This is a genomic window from Pararhizobium qamdonense (assembly GCF_029277445.1).
Lineage (GTDB): Bacteria > Pseudomonadota > Alphaproteobacteria > Rhizobiales > Rhizobiaceae > Pararhizobium > Pararhizobium qamdonense.
This window is the reverse complement of sequence record NZ_CP119566.1, coordinates 644,884-659,582: the sequence shown is the minus strand read 5'-3', so window position 1 is coordinate 659,582 and position 14,699 is coordinate 644,884. Positions and strand designations below refer to the sequence as shown.

General features: G+C 61.0%; 17 protein-coding genes. 2 read left to right on the top strand and 15 right to left on the bottom strand.

Features of this window, described 5'->3' with window-relative positions; translation table 11 throughout:
* Positions 1-6 precede the first annotated feature (6 nt).
* The 10 genes from sucC to sdhC form a co-directional block, all read right to left on the bottom strand.
* Positions 7-1,200: an ADP-forming succinate--CoA ligase subunit beta gene (gene sucC, locus PYR65_RS03225; RefSeq protein WP_060502749.1), complete on the bottom strand. Its 1,194-nt coding sequence runs from the start codon at positions 1,198-1,200 to the stop codon at positions 7-9.
* Between the two features lie 45 nt (positions 1,201-1,245).
* Positions 1,246-2,208, bottom strand: a complete 963-nt coding sequence (mdh, locus tag PYR65_RS03220; protein WP_060639016.1) for a malate dehydrogenase — start codon at positions 2,206-2,208, stop codon at positions 1,246-1,248.
* A gap of 194 nt (positions 2,209-2,402) precedes the next feature.
* Complete coding sequence (gene zapE / locus PYR65_RS03215; protein WP_407951300.1) at positions 2,403-3,515, bottom strand: cell division protein ZapE; 1,113 nt, start codon at positions 3,513-3,515, stop codon at positions 2,403-2,405.
* A 108-nt stretch (positions 3,516-3,623) separates the two neighbouring features.
* Positions 3,624-4,166 (bottom strand): protease inhibitor Inh/omp19 family protein, encoded by a 543-nt coding sequence (locus PYR65_RS03210; protein WP_276119877.1) that lies wholly within the window; start codon positions 4,164-4,166, stop codon positions 3,624-3,626.
* Positions 4,167-4,526: 360 nt separating this feature from the next.
* On the bottom strand, positions 4,527-5,306 hold the full coding sequence (locus tag PYR65_RS03205) for a succinate dehydrogenase iron-sulfur subunit (RefSeq protein ID WP_037097354.1): 780 nt from the start codon (positions 5,304-5,306) through the stop codon (positions 4,527-4,529).
* Complete coding sequence (locus tag PYR65_RS03200) at positions 5,299-5,757, bottom strand: type II toxin-antitoxin system VapC family toxin (protein ID WP_276119876.1); 459 nt, start codon at positions 5,755-5,757, stop codon at positions 5,299-5,301. Before PYR65_RS03200 ends, PYR65_RS03205 begins: the two co-directional genes overlap by 8 nt.
* Complete coding sequence (locus tag PYR65_RS03195) at positions 5,754-5,990, bottom strand: Arc family DNA-binding protein (RefSeq protein WP_060639013.1); 237 nt, start codon at positions 5,988-5,990, stop codon at positions 5,754-5,756. The genes PYR65_RS03200 and PYR65_RS03195 overlap by 4 nt, the downstream gene beginning before the upstream one ends.
* A gap of 52 nt (positions 5,991-6,042) precedes the next feature.
* Positions 6,043-7,887 carry a succinate dehydrogenase flavoprotein subunit gene (gene sdhA / locus PYR65_RS03190; RefSeq protein ID WP_276119875.1) on the bottom strand — a complete coding sequence of 615 codons (1,845 nt, stop codon included), beginning with the start codon at positions 7,885-7,887 and terminating at the stop codon, positions 6,043-6,045.
* A 6-nt stretch (positions 7,888-7,893) separates the two neighbouring features.
* The gene (gene sdhD, locus PYR65_RS03185) at positions 7,894-8,274 is read right to left on the bottom strand and encodes a succinate dehydrogenase, hydrophobic membrane anchor protein (RefSeq protein WP_060639011.1); all 381 of its coding nucleotides are present in this window, start codon (positions 8,272-8,274) and stop codon (positions 7,894-7,896) included.
* Positions 8,275-8,289: 15 nt separating this feature from the next.
* Positions 8,290-8,682: a succinate dehydrogenase, cytochrome b556 subunit gene (gene sdhC, locus PYR65_RS03180; RefSeq protein WP_276119874.1), complete on the bottom strand. Its 393-nt coding sequence runs from the start codon at positions 8,680-8,682 to the stop codon at positions 8,290-8,292.
* A gap of 302 nt (positions 8,683-8,984) precedes the next feature.
* On the opposite strand from sdhC, the gene PYR65_RS03175 reads away from it, so the two are divergent.
* A complete protein-coding gene (locus PYR65_RS03175; RefSeq protein WP_276119873.1) occupies positions 8,985-9,641 on the top strand; it encodes a hypothetical protein in 657 nt (218 codons plus the stop codon).
* A 41-nt stretch (positions 9,642-9,682) separates the two neighbouring features.
* Here PYR65_RS03175 and PYR65_RS03170 read toward each other — a convergent pair whose 3' ends face one another.
* Positions 9,683-10,282: a class I SAM-dependent methyltransferase gene (locus PYR65_RS03170; protein ID WP_276119872.1), complete on the bottom strand. Its 600-nt coding sequence runs from the start codon at positions 10,280-10,282 to the stop codon at positions 9,683-9,685.
* Between the two features lie 166 nt (positions 10,283-10,448).
* On the opposite strand from PYR65_RS03170, the gene PYR65_RS03165 reads away from it, so the two are divergent.
* Positions 10,449-11,474 carry an IS5 family transposase gene (locus PYR65_RS03165; protein WP_276118622.1) on the top strand — a complete coding sequence of 342 codons (1,026 nt, stop codon included), beginning with the start codon at positions 10,449-10,451 and terminating at the stop codon, positions 11,472-11,474.
* 334 nt (positions 11,475-11,808) lie between these two features.
* Here the strand turns inward: PYR65_RS03165 and PYR65_RS03160 are convergent, their stop codons facing one another.
* The 4 genes from PYR65_RS03160 to tsaD are packed head-to-tail and all read right to left on the bottom strand — an operon-like array spanning position 11,809 to position 14,668.
* A complete protein-coding gene (locus tag PYR65_RS03160) occupies positions 11,809-12,240 on the bottom strand; it encodes an EVE domain-containing protein (protein WP_276119871.1) in 432 nt (143 codons plus the stop codon).
* A 2-nt stretch (positions 12,241-12,242) separates the two neighbouring features.
* Positions 12,243-12,536 (bottom strand): YciI-like protein, encoded by a 294-nt coding sequence (locus PYR65_RS03155; protein ID WP_276119870.1) that lies wholly within the window; start codon positions 12,534-12,536, stop codon positions 12,243-12,245.
* A 35-nt stretch (positions 12,537-12,571) separates the two neighbouring features.
* Positions 12,572-13,570, bottom strand: a complete 999-nt coding sequence (locus PYR65_RS03150; protein ID WP_276119869.1) for an NAD(P)H-dependent glycerol-3-phosphate dehydrogenase — start codon at positions 13,568-13,570, stop codon at positions 12,572-12,574.
* The gene (gene tsaD / locus PYR65_RS03145; protein WP_276119868.1) at positions 13,571-14,668 is read right to left on the bottom strand and encodes a tRNA (adenosine(37)-N6)-threonylcarbamoyltransferase complex transferase subunit TsaD; all 1,098 of its coding nucleotides are present in this window, start codon (positions 14,666-14,668) and stop codon (positions 13,571-13,573) included. It abuts the gene before it with no gap.
* Between the last annotated feature and the right edge of the window lie 31 nt (positions 14,669-14,699).

Below are 14,699 nucleotides of genomic sequence, written 5' to 3'. Positions count from 1 at the left end.
TTCAAATTAGGCGTTGATCGCAGCGACGATCTTCTTGGCCGCATCGTCCAAGTCGTCTGCCGCCGTGATCGCGAGACCCGATTCATTCAGGATCTTCTTGCCGAGCTCGACATTGGTGCCTTCAAGCCGCACGACGAGCGGAACCTTGAGGCCGACTTCCTGCACGGCAGCGACGACGCCTTCGGCAATGACGTCACATTTCATGATGCCGCCGAAGATGTTGACGAGAATGCCTTCGACCTTGGGGTCGGCCGTGATGATCTTGAAGGCCGCAGCCACCTTCTCCTTGCCGGCGCCACCGCCGACGTCGCAGAAGTTTGCCGGCTCCTTGCCGTAAAGCTTGATGATGTCCATCGTCGCCATGGCAAGACCTGCGCCATTGACCATGCAGCCGATATTGCCATCGAGCGCCACATAGGCGAGATCCCACTTCGAGGCCTCGATTTCCTTGGCATCCTCTTCGGTCTCGTCGCGCAGCGCCTTGACGTCGTCGTGACGGAAGATCGCATTGCCGTCGAACGACATCTTGGCATCGAGAACACGCAGATGATCGTTCTTCATGACGATCAGCGGGTTGACCTCGAGCAGCGCCATGTCCTTCTCGTTGAAGGCCTTGTAGAGGATCGGGAACAGCGACTTGGCATCTTCGGCAGCAGCGCCCGAAAGCTCCAGAGCCTTGGAGATCGCGGCAACGTCCGCATCCGTCACGCCCGTTTCCGGATCGATGGCGATGGTGTGGATCTTCTCGGGCGTGTCATGGGCGACAGCCTCGATGTCCATGCCGCCTTCGGTGGACACCACGAAGGCAACGCGGCCGACCGAGCGGTCGACGAGCAGCGAGAGGTAAAGCTCGCGGGCAATGTCGGCGCCGTCTTCAATATAGAGACGGTTGACCTGCTTGCCGGCTTCGCCGGTCTGCGCTGTCACCAGCGTGTTGCCCATCATTTCCTTGGCATGCGCCTTGGCTTCGTCGATGGAAAACGCCAGGCGAACGCCGCCCTTGGCATCCGGGCCGAGTTCCTTGAACTTGCCCTTGCCGCGGCCGCCCGCATGGATCTGGCTCTTGACCACGTAGAGCGGGCCTGGAAGCGACTTTGCAGCCGCTTCTGCTTCATCCGCCGAGAAGATGGCGACACCTTCCGCAACCGGTGCGCCAAAGGTCTTCAACAGAGCCTTGGCTTGATATTCATGAATGTTCATCGGGAAATTTCCTGTTTCGGCCTGATGGCAATACCGGGAGCGCTCTTACTTGAGGCTCGGAGCGATGGCGACGCAGGCTTCGCAAAGGCTTGCCACCGAAGCGACCGACTTTTCGAAGGCTTCCTGCTCGGCCTTGTTGAATTCGACTTCGATGATGCGCTCGATGCCGCCGGCACCGATGATCGTCGGAACGCCGACATACATGTCCTTGACGCCGTACTGGCCCGACAGATAGGCGGCCGCCGGAAGCACGCGCTTCTTGTCCTTGAGGAAGGATTCAGCCATTTCGATCGCCGATGCGGCCGGAGCGTAGTAGGCCGAACCGGTCTTCAGGAGACCGACGATTTCTGCGCCGCCGTCGCGGGTGCGCTGGATGATCTCTTCCAGGCGCTCCTTGGTGACCCAGCCCATCTTGACCAGATCGGTCAACGGAATGCCGCCAACGGTCGAGTAACGGGCGAGCGGCACCATCGTGTCGCCATGGCCGCCGAGAACAAAGGCAGTCACGTCCTGGACGGACACGTTGAATTCTTGGCTCAGGAACAGGCGGAAACGCGAGCTATCGAGCACGCCGGCCATGCCGACGACCATATTCTTCGGCAGGCCGGAGAACTTCTGCAGCGCCCAGACCATCGCGTCGAGCGGGTTGGTGATGCAGATGACGAAGGCGTTCGGGGCATATTTCTTGATACCGGCGCCGACCTGTTCCATGACCTTGAGGTTGATGCCGAGCAGATCGTCGCGGCTCATGCCGGGCTTGCGGGCAACGCCGGCGGTGACGATGCAGACATCCGCACCTTCGATTGCGGAATAGTCGCTGGCACCCGTGAGATTGGCATTGAAGCCTTCGACGGGAGAGGACTGAGCGATATCGAGACCCTTGCCCTGCGGAATGCCGTCGGCAATGTCGAACAGGACGATGTCGCCCAGTTCTTTCAGGCCGGCGAGATGCGCCAGCGTGCCACCAATCATTCCAGAACCAATAAGTGCGATCTTGTTGCGCGCCATGAAAGTGCTTCCTTTGCGATCCAAATCTGACAAGGCCTGACGTGGCGCCTCGAGCGCGAGCTATGGCAAACCTTCGGCGCAAGGAATTAAACTTCAAAAATTCAAATATCAACCGATACTTTTGCGTAGAGCAATTTCAATCGGTTAGATCATAAAATTCTTACGTAAACGTAATATAATGCGTCGTCAATGTGTCACAAAACAGCAGAATTGCCGTCATGGTTTGCGGCATATTCCTTGCTCTGAAGCTCGATCAGGCGCGATACCGTGCGGTCAAACTCGAACCCTTCGGTGCCTTTTTTTGCCGTCAGCAGATCGACCGGCGCCGCCGCTGCGGAGGCAAATAGCCGCGCGCTGTGATCGTAGATCGTGTCGATCAGCATGATGAAGCGCTTGGTCTCATTGCGCCGCTCCGGCCCCAGATGCGGGATATGCTCGACAAAGATCGTCCGGTACTGCGAGAGAATGGCGAGATAATCCGCAGCCCCGAGCGGCTTTTCGCAGAGATCGGCAAAGGAAAACCGCGCGCATTCGCCGGCAGCCTTGGGAACGACGATCTTTCGGCCCTTGAAGGCAACTTCAGCGGAATTGACCGTCAGCCCGGCCGTTGCCAGCTTCCAGGCATTGTCGAGCTCGGCGTCAGCCTGCGGCCCGAGCGGCGAAGACCAGACCGGCAGGCCCTCGATCTTCGCCAGCCGGTAATCCGTCGCCGTATCCAGCGGCACGATGTTCGCATGCGCCTTCAAAAGGTCGATGAACGGTAGGAACAACCCGCGATTAAGCCCATCCTTGTAGAGATTGCCCGGCTCGACATTGGATGTCGCCACCAGCACGCAGCCCTTGGAAAACAGCTCACCGAACAGCCGCGACAGGATCATCGCATCGGCGATGTCGGTGACAGAGAATTCGTCGAAGCACAGAAGACGGGCCTCCGACAGGATTTCCGCCGCCACGGGTGGCATCGGATCGGCCTGGCGCGTTTCGCCGTTCTTCAACTTCTGCCGGTGCTTGAAGATGCGCTCGTGCACATCGGCCATGAATTCATGGAAATGCGCCCGCCGCTTGCGCTGGATCGGCACCGTCTCGAAAAACAGGTCCATCAGCATGGTCTTGCCACGCCCGACGCCGCCATAGAGATAAAGCCCCTTCAGCGGCGGCTGCTCGGTCTTGCGCGAGGCGAACAGCCAGCCGAGCGCATTCGACTTGCGCTGGGCGCGGCTGGCGGCCAGTTCCGAGGAGAGGTGATCGAGCCGCTTGGCGATGACGAGTTGCGCCGGGTCACGGGTCAGCGTTCCCGCCGCGATCATGGCTTCGAGTTTTCGCGAAATACTGTCTTGTGGATTGGGCACGCGCTTTACCGGTTCTACGTCGGAAACGACGGCAAGAAAAAGCCCGGCTGGAGCCGGGCTGCTGTATTAACGGCTGAGGCTGACCGGCTGGCCGCCATTCGTCGAGCCGTCAAAGCGGGCATCGGCCGTCTTGAACAGGCGGGCGAGCGGATTGCCGTTGCGGTCCTTCAGCACGACCTGCTTGCCGGCCACTTCCCAGGAGCCCATTGCCGTCAGTTCGCCAGCGCAACCGCGCGTGCCGCCGCGCGAGCCGCTGCCGAGATTGGTGAGCGTCAGGAACATGTCGCAGGAACTGCCGCCGTTCGCCACACGCCAGTTGCCGACCATCGATTCCTTGGTCACATCAAGCGCATTGGTCGCCGCTGCAACCTCGGTGCCGCCAGGTGTCGTAACACCACCGACCGCAGCCGTGCCGCTGACGGGCGCTGCCGGAAACTGCGATGTATCGCCGGGTGCAGCCAGCTGGCCCGACGACACCGTCGGCACGGGCTGCGCCTGCAGGGGAGCCGGCGAAACGGGGTTTCCACCGAAATCGCTCGTGGACGTTCTCTGACATCCAGCCAGCGCCAGCACCACGGCCAGTCCCGCCACCGCATGTATTGTCCGCATGTTTTTGCTCCCGATCATCTCTGCTATCGCTTTGTCCAGGGGAATATAGGCGGAATTAGCTTAAAACTAACTTTAAAATCAAGATGCGGCGGAATCTTTGAGACCTGTGGCATGATTGAAACGGTTGGAACCGTGCGTCGCGAGGTTGCCGGATGGAGCGGACGCTTGGAGCGCGCTTTGAGCGTCCAGTGCACGGTTAGCGTATGCGGCCATCCCCCTTTGTCGGCGACGCCGACATTTCCTCCTCAAGGGGCAAGCCCGGGAAAAGAACAATCTCCCCCCTTGCGGGGGAGATGTCACGCAGTGACAGAGGGGGGTGGAAGCCCAGCCCGCATCGCCTCAGTTAAGCAACAACCAAAACTAAACCCGCCGTTCCACCATCATCTTCTTGATTTCCCCGATCGCCTTGGCCGGGTTCAAACCTTTTGGACAGGTCTGGGCGCAATTCATGATCGTATGGCAGCGATAAAGACGGAAAGGATCTTCCAGATTGTCGAGACGCTCGCCCTTGGCCTCGTCACGGCTGTCGATCAGCCAGCGATAGGCCTGCAGCAGCACGGCCGGACCGAGATAGCGGTCGCCGTTCCACCAATAGCTCGGGCACGAGGCGGAACAGCAGGCGCACAGAATGCACTCGTAGAGACCGTCAAGCTTCTGGCGGTCCTCATGGCTCTGCTTCCATTCCTTGGCCGGCGTCGGCGAGACCGTCTTCAGCCAGGGCTCGATCGAGCGGTGCTGGGCGTAGAAATTGGTAAGATCCGGCACCAGGTCCTTGACGACAGGCATATGCGGCAGCGGGTAGACCTTCACCGTACCCTTCACCTCGTCCATGCCCTTGGTGCAGGCCAGCGTATTGGTGCCGTCGATATTCATGGCGCAGGACCCGCAAATGCCTTCACGGCAGGAGCGGCGCAATGTCAGCGTCGGGTCGATCTTGTTCTTGATGTAGAGTAGCGCATCCAGAACCATCGGGCCGCAATCATCGACATCGATATAGAACGTATCGATCGACGGGTTCTTGCCGTCGTCCGGGCTCCAGCGATAGATGCGGAACTCGCGGGTATTGGTGGCACCGGCCGGCTTCGGCCAAACCTTGCCTTCGGTCATCGTCGAATTCTTGGGGAGAGCGAGTTCAACCATTATCGTTTTCCTGTGACGTCGTGACGAGCGCGTAAGCTGCGTCCAAATTCAAAATTTTCTCGCCGTACCCGGCAGCGGTGGCCTTGGCTCTGAACTTTTCATCCACCGTGACCAGCTTTCCATCCGGCTGCACCATCGCGCAGGCCAGATAAAGCGCGTCGTAAACCGAATGATCGAGCTGCGATGCCATGGAAAAGGCATTGTCGATCAAATCCGCACACGGCACGATTCGCCTGAAAGCATCCGGAAGTCTCTGCACCGCCATCGATGCCTGGGTTTCCGATATCAGGCCCTGCCGCACTTTCCGTCTAAGAACATTGCCGACCTCGGGAAAGATAAGGTCAGGGGTAATCAAGATGTTCCCATGTTCGGCAAGCGCCAAAGCTTTGTCGTGCCCCATTTCCTTAATGAACCACATCACGGCCACGGAGGCATCAACCACGAGGATCACCGATCGCGATCCTCTCTGAGCATCTCCAGGCTGCCGGTTTGCGGCACATCCTTCGGCGTCATGGCAGCGATCCTTCGCGCTATGTCGGCAAAGCTCTCCTGGCGGCGCTCATAGTTGACGGCTTTTGTCAGAAGATCGGAAATTTCCGCGTTGAGCGAACGTGCATTGCTCTTCGCCAAATCTTCTATCTTCGTGCGCAGTTCGTCCTCAATTCTGATATTCATTTCACCCATATCAGGGTCCTTCGCGGATCTGGTCCTTGTTTTTATCCTGCCACAAACACCCTCAATACACACGCGCCTTCGGTTCGATCTTTTTCGGATCGATGCCCTCGGCCAGAAGCTCGGTATGAACCGGTCGGTAGTCGAGCCTGACTTCGCCGGCCTCGTTCACCCAGGACAGGGTATGCTTGCGCCAGTTGATATCGTCGCGGCCGCCGAACGGGCCATCGACGAAATCCTCGCGTGCGTGGCTGCCGCGGCTTTCCTTGCGGGCTTCGGCGCCATAAACGGTGACGATGGCATTGGCCATCAGGTTTTCCAGTTCCAGCGTTTCCACCAGGTCGGAATTCCAGATCATCGAGCGGTCGGTGACCTTGACGTCGCTCAGTTCCTGCCAGATGGCGCTCATCCGCTGGCAGCCGCTTTCCAGCGATTCCTGCGTGCGGAACACGGCGGCGTCGTCCTGCATGGTGCGCTGCATCTTTTCACGCAGCACCGCTGTTGGCGTCGAGCCATTTGCAAAACGCAGCTTGTCGAAGCGCGTCATGATCTTTTCGCAGGCTTTTTCGTTGATCGCCGGAATGGGAGCCGCCCGGTCGATGACTTCACCGGCGCGGATTGCGGCGGCGCGGCCGAAGACCACCAGGTCGATCAGCGAATTGGAGCCGAGGCGGTTTGCCCCGTGCACGGAGGCGCAGCCGGCTTCACCGACGGCCATCAGGCCGGGCAGGATGCGCTCGGGATTTTCCCCGTCGGCATTCAGCACTTCACCCCAATAATTGGTCGGAATGCCGCCCATATTGTAGTGAACGGTCGGCAGGACCGGGATCGGCTCGCGCGTGACATCGACACCGGCAAAGATCTTGGCGCTCTCGGAAATGCCCGGCAAACGCTCGTGCAGAACGGCCGGGTCGAGATGGTCGAGATGCAGGTAGATATGGTCCTTGTTCTTGCCGACGCCGCGGCCTTCGCGGATTTCCAGCGTCATGCAGCGCGACACGACGTCACGCGAGGCCAGATCCTTGGCCGACGGCGCATAGCGCTCCATGAAGCGCTCGCCTTCGGAATTGACGAGATAGCCGCCTTCGCCGCGCGCACCTTCGGTGATCAGGCAGCCTGAGCCGTAAATGCCGGTCGGGTGGAACTGGACGAATTCCATGTCCTGCAGCGGAAGACCCGCGCGCGCCACCATGCCGCCACCGTCGCCGGTGCAGGTATGGGCAGAGGTTGCCGAGAAATAGGAACGGCCATAGCCGCCGGTCGCCAGAACGACCATCTTGGCCGAGAAGCGATGGATCGTGCCGTCGTCAAGATTCCAGGCGACGACGCCGGTGCAGCGGCTGCCGTCATCCGACATGATCAGGTCGAGCGCGAAATATTCGATGAAGAATTCGGCATTGTTCTTCAGCGACTGACCATAGAGCGTGTGCAGAATGGCGTGGCCGGTGCGGTCGGCAACGGCGCAGGTGCGCTGTACCGGCGGGCCTTCGCCGTAATTCTGCATGTGGCCGCCGAACGGCCGCTGGTAGATCTTGCCCTCGGCATTGCGCGAGAACGGAACGCCGTAATGTTCGAGCTCATAGACGGCCTTTGGCGCTTCCATGGTCAGGTATTGCATGGCATCGACATCGCCGAGCCAGTCGGAACCCTTGACCGTATCGTAGAGATGCCACTGCCAGCTATCCGGCGTCATATTGGTCAGCGATGCGGCGATACCGCCCTGGGCCGCAACCGTGTGCGAGCGCGTCGGGAAAACCTTGGTGATGCAGGCCGTCTTGAAGCCCTGTTCGGCCATGCCGAGCGTGGCGCGCAATCCGGCGCCGCCGGCGCCGACGACGATCACGTCATAGGCATGATCGACATAATCATAGGCGTGGCCGTTGATAACAGGCGATGAGGTGGGTGCCATTTTGAATTACCCTGCAAACGCGATCTTCAGGATGGCGAAAAGACAGAGCCCGCCAACTGCGATCGCAAAAAATGTATTGAGCATGACGAGGACGACCTTGGCGCCTTCGCCGTGGACATAGTCCTCGATGACGACCTGCATGCCGAGCTTCATATGGATCAGGCCGGAGAGGACGACCAGACCCATGACCACCGCCACGAAGGGATTCGACAAGGCAACGACAACCTCGGCATAGGGCGCGCCTGCATATTTGATCAGGAAGAGCACGAAGAAGATGATCAGCGGCACGTTGGCAACGGCGGTCAGCCGCTGGCGCCAGAAATGATCGGTGCCTTCCTTGGCCGAACCGAGGCCGCGAACCTTGCCGAGGGGAGTACGCATATCCATGGAATTCTTGTCCTCTCAGCGAACCACGTAGCCGACGATCCAGATCAGCGCGGTCACCGCGACCGAGCCGATCAGATTGGCAATGGCAAGCTTGGTCGCAAAATGCTTTTCGTACCCGTAACCGAGATCCCAGACGAAGTGCCGCAGACCCCCGAACAGATGATGCACCAGCGCCCAGGTATAACCAAACAGAATGAGCTGGCCGATGATCGTACCGAAGGCCCACATGGCCCAGTCATAATATTCCGGCCCGCTGGCAGCGGCGATCAGCCACCAGGCGACAAGCACCGTGCCGAAGTACAGGGCACAACCGGTGATGCGGTGCACAATGGACATGACCATGGTCGGAATGGGCTTATAGATTTGTAAATGCGGCGAAAGCGGCCGGCTTTTGGTGACATTCGTCATCTGAACCTCACGGAAGACCCGGAAAGATGCCCAAAAACTGGACTATTTTCATCCGGTATTGCACCTGATTGTGCGCAATTCAGTCAGCCGACGTTTAATCACCATATTGATGAACGACAAGTGTGTTTGCACTGCAAAATCAATTTAATCGATTAGGCGAAAACAGGACGGCCTGGCGGGTGCCTCTGGCCGCCGCGTTAACGATAAGCCGTGAAAATTCAAGGCAATCCGTGACTTTCTCCGGCACCTGCCCCACATTGGTTCTTAAGGATTTGTTAAGAACCATCCGGAGGGCTGCAGGAATGCGTGCAATCATCATGCAGAATGCGACAAAAGTCGTGATTGCGGCGCTCGCCGTGATCCTCTCGTTCGCCAATTTTACCGAAGCGCGTGATCGCAACGGCGAGAGACACCATGTCCGCCGGCCGCATGTCGAACGATCGCATGACCATCGCCCCAACCGCAGCCGCCACGAAGCCATTTCCGGCGTGACTGCCGATCATCATTTCGACCGCCGCGACCGCAGAGCGCGCTGGGATCGCTCCGATCGCCGCCATGACCGGTTCCGGTTCGACCGGCGCCACTCCAATCGCGGTCATTTTGCACCACGCTATGGACGCGACCGCTACGACCCCACCATTCCCGTGCGCGACTACAGAGTGCGAAACGATCGCGTGCGCAACGATCGCAGCCAGCGCCGGAACGGTTGGGACCATTCCTATGGCGAGGACGGTTTCCCGTCGCATGCCAATGGCGGCACCTATTTCGGCGGCCTTTCCGCCTGGACCGATCCCGGCAACGGCACCTATTTCCGCTCGGAGCGCAACGGTTACGGCTATTATTCCGATGATACCGGCATGACCTATCCTGCCGCACGCCCAAAAATCATCCGCGTCACCCCCTCGACCGCCGGCCGCGCCTGCTCCTGGGAATCCGGCGTCTGCGTCATCCGCAGGTGACGGACGGTCAGGATCAGCCGGTGCCGCAGTCTCCGGCACCCCTATAGAAACCGCCAGACCGTGGTCTTCTTGACTTCGCTGTCCTCCAGCGCCCGGGTCACCGGCACCTGGTAGGTCGCCAGCATCTGCATCTGGTCGCGCGGGCAATAGGCGCGGCCGGGATCGCCGACGAGAACATCGGCACCGCTTTTTGCCAGCGCGCTCAGCCAGGGCACGATCCGGTCAGCAAAAGCCTTGTCGTAGAAGACATCGCCCGCCAGATAGACATCCGCATCGCGCCCGGTGCCGATCATGTCCAGTCCCGCCGAGGAAACATCAACGCCGTTCAGTCCGGCATTGAGCCGGATCGCCGTTTCGGTCCACGGATCGATATCGACGGCCAGCACGGACGCCGCCCCCGCCTTCATCGCCGCGATTGCCACGAGACCCGAGCCGGAGGCAAAGTCGATCACATGCTTATCCGCAACCAGGTCCGGATGATCGAGAACATGCCGCGCCAGCCCCTGCCCGCCCGCCCAGGCAAACGCCCAGAACGGCGGCGGCAAACCGATCTCCTCCAGCTCCTCCTCCGTCTTCAGCCACAGATCATGGGCTTCGCTCGCCAGATGCAACCGGATTTCCGGCACATGCGGCGGCGCCATGATGTCCGTATTGTCACGGATGAAGGTTTCGGGATCGGTTTTCGCGCGTGATCAGTCTTCCGGTTGATTGGCCGATGGGGTGACGGTCCCTCTTCTCCCCAGCGGGAACCGTTGCAAAATTCTGTGGTTGTGATTCTCTGTTGTTACGAGCAGCGGAGATGGTGCGATGTCGGTTCGGAATGGTGGCCAGTTCAGTTTTGTGGATGCGCTGATGCCGCAAGGCAAGGGTGCCGGTCGTCTGGAGCGGCTGTCGTCGCTGGTGAAGTGGTATCGTTTCGAGAAGCATCTCAACCGTCTGCGTGACGACAAGAGCGCCGGCCGTCCGGCCTACAAGCCGATTGTGATGTTCAAGGCGCTTTTGCTGCAGTCGCTTTACGGATTGTCCGACATGGAACTTGAGGAAGCGCTGTGCGACCGGCTGTCGTTCAAGCGTTTCGTCGGCCTTGCGCTGGATGAGACGGTTCCCGATCATTCGACGCTTTGCCGCTTCCGCAACCTTTTGGTCAGCCAAGCGCTGCTCGACACGCTGTTTGCCGAACTCGACCGGCAACTGGATGCCGCCGGCCTGATCCTGCGGCGCGGCACGATGCTGGATGCGACCGTTATCGAAACGACGGCGGCAAGGCCGCCCGAAGGCCGCAATCGCGACTTCGATGCCGCGATCTCCGGCATGGACCGCGACGATCCTACCGGCCGGTTGAAGCGTGCGGCGCCGAGCGATCCGGATGCCCGCTTCACCCTGCGCAAGGGCAAGGCCGGTTCGGCCTATGGCTACAAGGCCCATGTCGGCGTCGATGAAGGTTCCGGCCTGATCCGCAGGATTGTCACCACGCCGGCCAATGTCAACGACACCATCGTCGCTGACCGCCTGATCATCGGCGACGAGGCCTGCGTGATGGCCGACAGCGCCTATCATACCCATACCCGCGAACAGACCTTGAAGGACAAGGGCATCAAGCCACGGCTGATGCGCCGGCCCAACCGTCACCATCGCGCTCTGCCGCCGCGGCTTGAACAGTTCAACCGGCTGATATCGCGGCGGCGGGCGGCCGTCGAGACGACGTTCGCCACGCTCAAGCATCGCATGGGTCTTGGCCTGATCCGCTATCGTGGCCTTGCCAAGGCGGAAGCGCAGGTGCTGATGGCCGCCATCGCCTTCAACATGCGCCGCTGGGTGACAATGGCCACCTGACCAAGGCCGCACCGCGCCCAGAAACTGAAAAAACCACCCCTAACCGGCCCAGAACCTGCTCAGGCGACCGAGCCAGGGCAAAAGAACTCGCTTATCCTGCGGCCACATCAGTCAATTCGACGATTATGCAACGGTCCCCAGCGGGGAGAAGGTGGCCCAACGGGCCGGATGAGGGGGGCCGAAGGCCACCTCCATAGGCTTCTGAGTTTGCCGAAACGCCCCCTCATCGCCTCGCTACGCTCGGCACTTCTCCCCGCTGGGGAGAAGAGGAAATCGCCGGCTTTCCCCGTCCATAGGGAATCCTGTCCCAGCCATCATAGCCGATCGCAAAAAGTCACCGCGGCGGATTATCCAGCCCGCCCAGCCGGCAGATCTCCAGATATTCCTCCTCGGTGACCGGCTGGACCGACAGCCGCATCGACGTCACCAGAGCCATCTTTTCGAATTTCGGATTGGCCTTGATGTCCTTGAGCGAAATCGGGGTCGGCAGGTCGCAGACGGCGCGGATATCGACGCAGTCCCATTTCGGATCGCCCTCGGCGGTCGAATCGGGATGCGACAGCGCGCAGACTTCGGTGATCCCGACGATCTCCAGCCCCTCGTTGGAGTGGTAGAAGAAGCCCTTGTCGCCGATCTGCATCGCCCGCATGTTGTTGCGTGCGAGATAGTTGCGCACGCCGGTCCATTCGGTCCCCTTGGCGCCCGCGTCCTTCTGCATCGCCCAGGACCATTTGAACGGTTCGGACTTGTAGAGCCAGTAACCCACGCTCAAGCCTCCGGCTTGTTGAAGACCCAGTTCCAGGGCTTGATATCGACATTGGCAAACAGGCCGGCCTTGGCATAGGGGTCGGCGTCCGCGATTGCCCGCGCATCGTCGATCGTCTCGGCCTGGATAACCACCAGGCTGCCGTTCGGCTTGCCGGCATCGTCGAGGAATGGTCCGGCAAAGGCGAGTTCGCCCCTGGCGTTGAGATCGTTCAGAAACGCGACGTGCTCGGGACGGGCGTCCATCCGCACCTGCAGGGCATTCGGCTTGTCCGTGCACAGAACCGCAAACAGCATGGTCTTCTCCTTGGTTGTCCGTTTTTGAGAGGTGATTATTCCTGGGTGATTGGCCGCGACATCAGCTGTTCCAGCGCCGTCCTCACATCCATCTTTCCATCGATGATATCGGCAACCGCCCCGGTCACCGGCATATCGACGCCGAGACTGCGGGCGACATCGGCGGCGACCGAGGCGGCAAACGCGCCCTCGACCAGCTCTCCCGAATGCCCTTTGGCGCTGCCGCTTTGCCCGAGCGCGATGCCGTAGCGCAGATTGCGCGACTGATGGCTGGTGGCCGTCAGCACGAGATCGCCGAGCCCGGAAAGACCTCGCACCGTACCGGCCTCGCCGCCACGCGCCGCCACGAAGCGCGACATTTCAGCGAGCCCTCGCGCAATCAGCGCCGCCCGGGCCGAATCCCCAAGGCCTGCGCCTTCCACAATGCCGCAGGCGATTGCCAGCACGTTCTTCAACGCGCCGCCAAGCTGCACGCCGATGCGGTCAGCGGACGGATAAAGCCGGAATGTCGCGCCCGACAGCGCTTCGGCCAGAACTGCGGCCCGCTCGATCGTGCCGGCCGCAATCACCATCGCGGTGGGCAGACCCTTGGCGATATCGGCGGCAAAACCCGGCCCGGACAGCACGGCGACATTCTGCAGATGCAATTCTTCCTCGACGACATCGGTGAGCAACCGGCCGCTGGCACGCTCCATGCCCTTGGCGCAGATCACCACATCGGCACCCTTGCCGATGAAACCATGCAGCGAACGCCCGGCCTCACGCTGCGCCTGCGATGGCATAGCGAAGAGCACGATACCGGCACCCTCCAGCACCACCGGATCGTCGGAAACATCGAGCGTGCCCGGCAGGTCGATGCCCGGCAGGGCGCTGTCGTTGCGGCCGGTTTGCCTGAAATCCTCGACAATGCTTTCGCGGCGGGTCAGCAGCGTCACAGGCACCTTGCCGGATGCGGCAGCAACCGCCGCCAGCGCAGTTCCGAACGCGCCGGAACCGACGACGACGATACGATCTGTCCGCGCAAGGTCCGCCATCTAAGCCTTTGCTCCCCGCTTGCCGAAACCGATCAGGGCCTTTGCATCCGCATCCAGCGGCCAGCGCGAGCGCGGCGCCACATCGAGATCATCGGCCGGCAATCCCGCCGCCATGCGCTCGGCGCCCGCCCAGGCGATCATCGCCGCATTGTCGGTGCACAGCTGCAAGGGCGGCGCGATGAAGCGGAAGCCGTTCGTGTCGCAGAGTTCCTGCAGCGTGGATCGCAGCGCCTGGTTGGCGGCGACCCCGCCTGCGACCACAAGTGCGGGATGCGCCACAGTCCCGGAAAACTGCTCCTTGAAGCGCGCAAGCCCCCGGCCGATCCGGTCCTTCAGCGTGCGCGAAATCGCCTTCTGGAAAGAGGCGCAGATATCGGCGATGTCCTGCTCGCTCACCGGCGCGATCGACTGCGCGGCCTGGCGAACGGCGGTCTTCAGGCCGGAAAACGAAAAGTCGAGCCGCGCCTCGCCGACCAGCGGGCGCGGAAAGGAAAACCGGTCCGGATTGCCACTTTTTGCCGCACGTTCGACCGCCGGTCCGCCCGGATAGGGCAAGCCGAGAAGCTTTGCCGTCTTGTCGAAGGCCTCGCCCAGCGCATCGTCGATCGTCGTGCCCCAGCGCTCGTAGGAGCCGACATCCTTCACCAGGATCAGCTGCGTATGGCCGCCGGAAACCAGAAGCATCAGATAGGGAAAGGCCAACCCGTCGGTCAGCCGCGCCGTCAGCGCATGGCCCTCCAGATGGTTGACGGCATAGAGCGGCTTTCCCGAAGCGCGCGCCATCGCCTTGCCCGTCATCAGGCCGACCAGCAGCCCGCCGATCAGGCCGGGCCCGCTTGTGGCGGCAATCGCATCGATATCCGAAAGCGTGACGCCGGCGCGCAACAGCGCCTCCTCGATCAGCGTATCCAGCGCCTCGACATGGGCGCGCGCGGCGATCTCGGGCACGACGCCGCCATAGGCGCTATGCTCTTCCAGCTGGCTCAAAACCACGTCACCCAGGATTTCGCCATGGCCGTTTTCATCGCGCGATACGACGGAAGCGGCGGTTTCGTCGCAGCTTGTTTCGATACCGAGAATGCGCAAGGGGGCGGGCATGGGCGATGGGACTCGAATATTGCGGTCACGG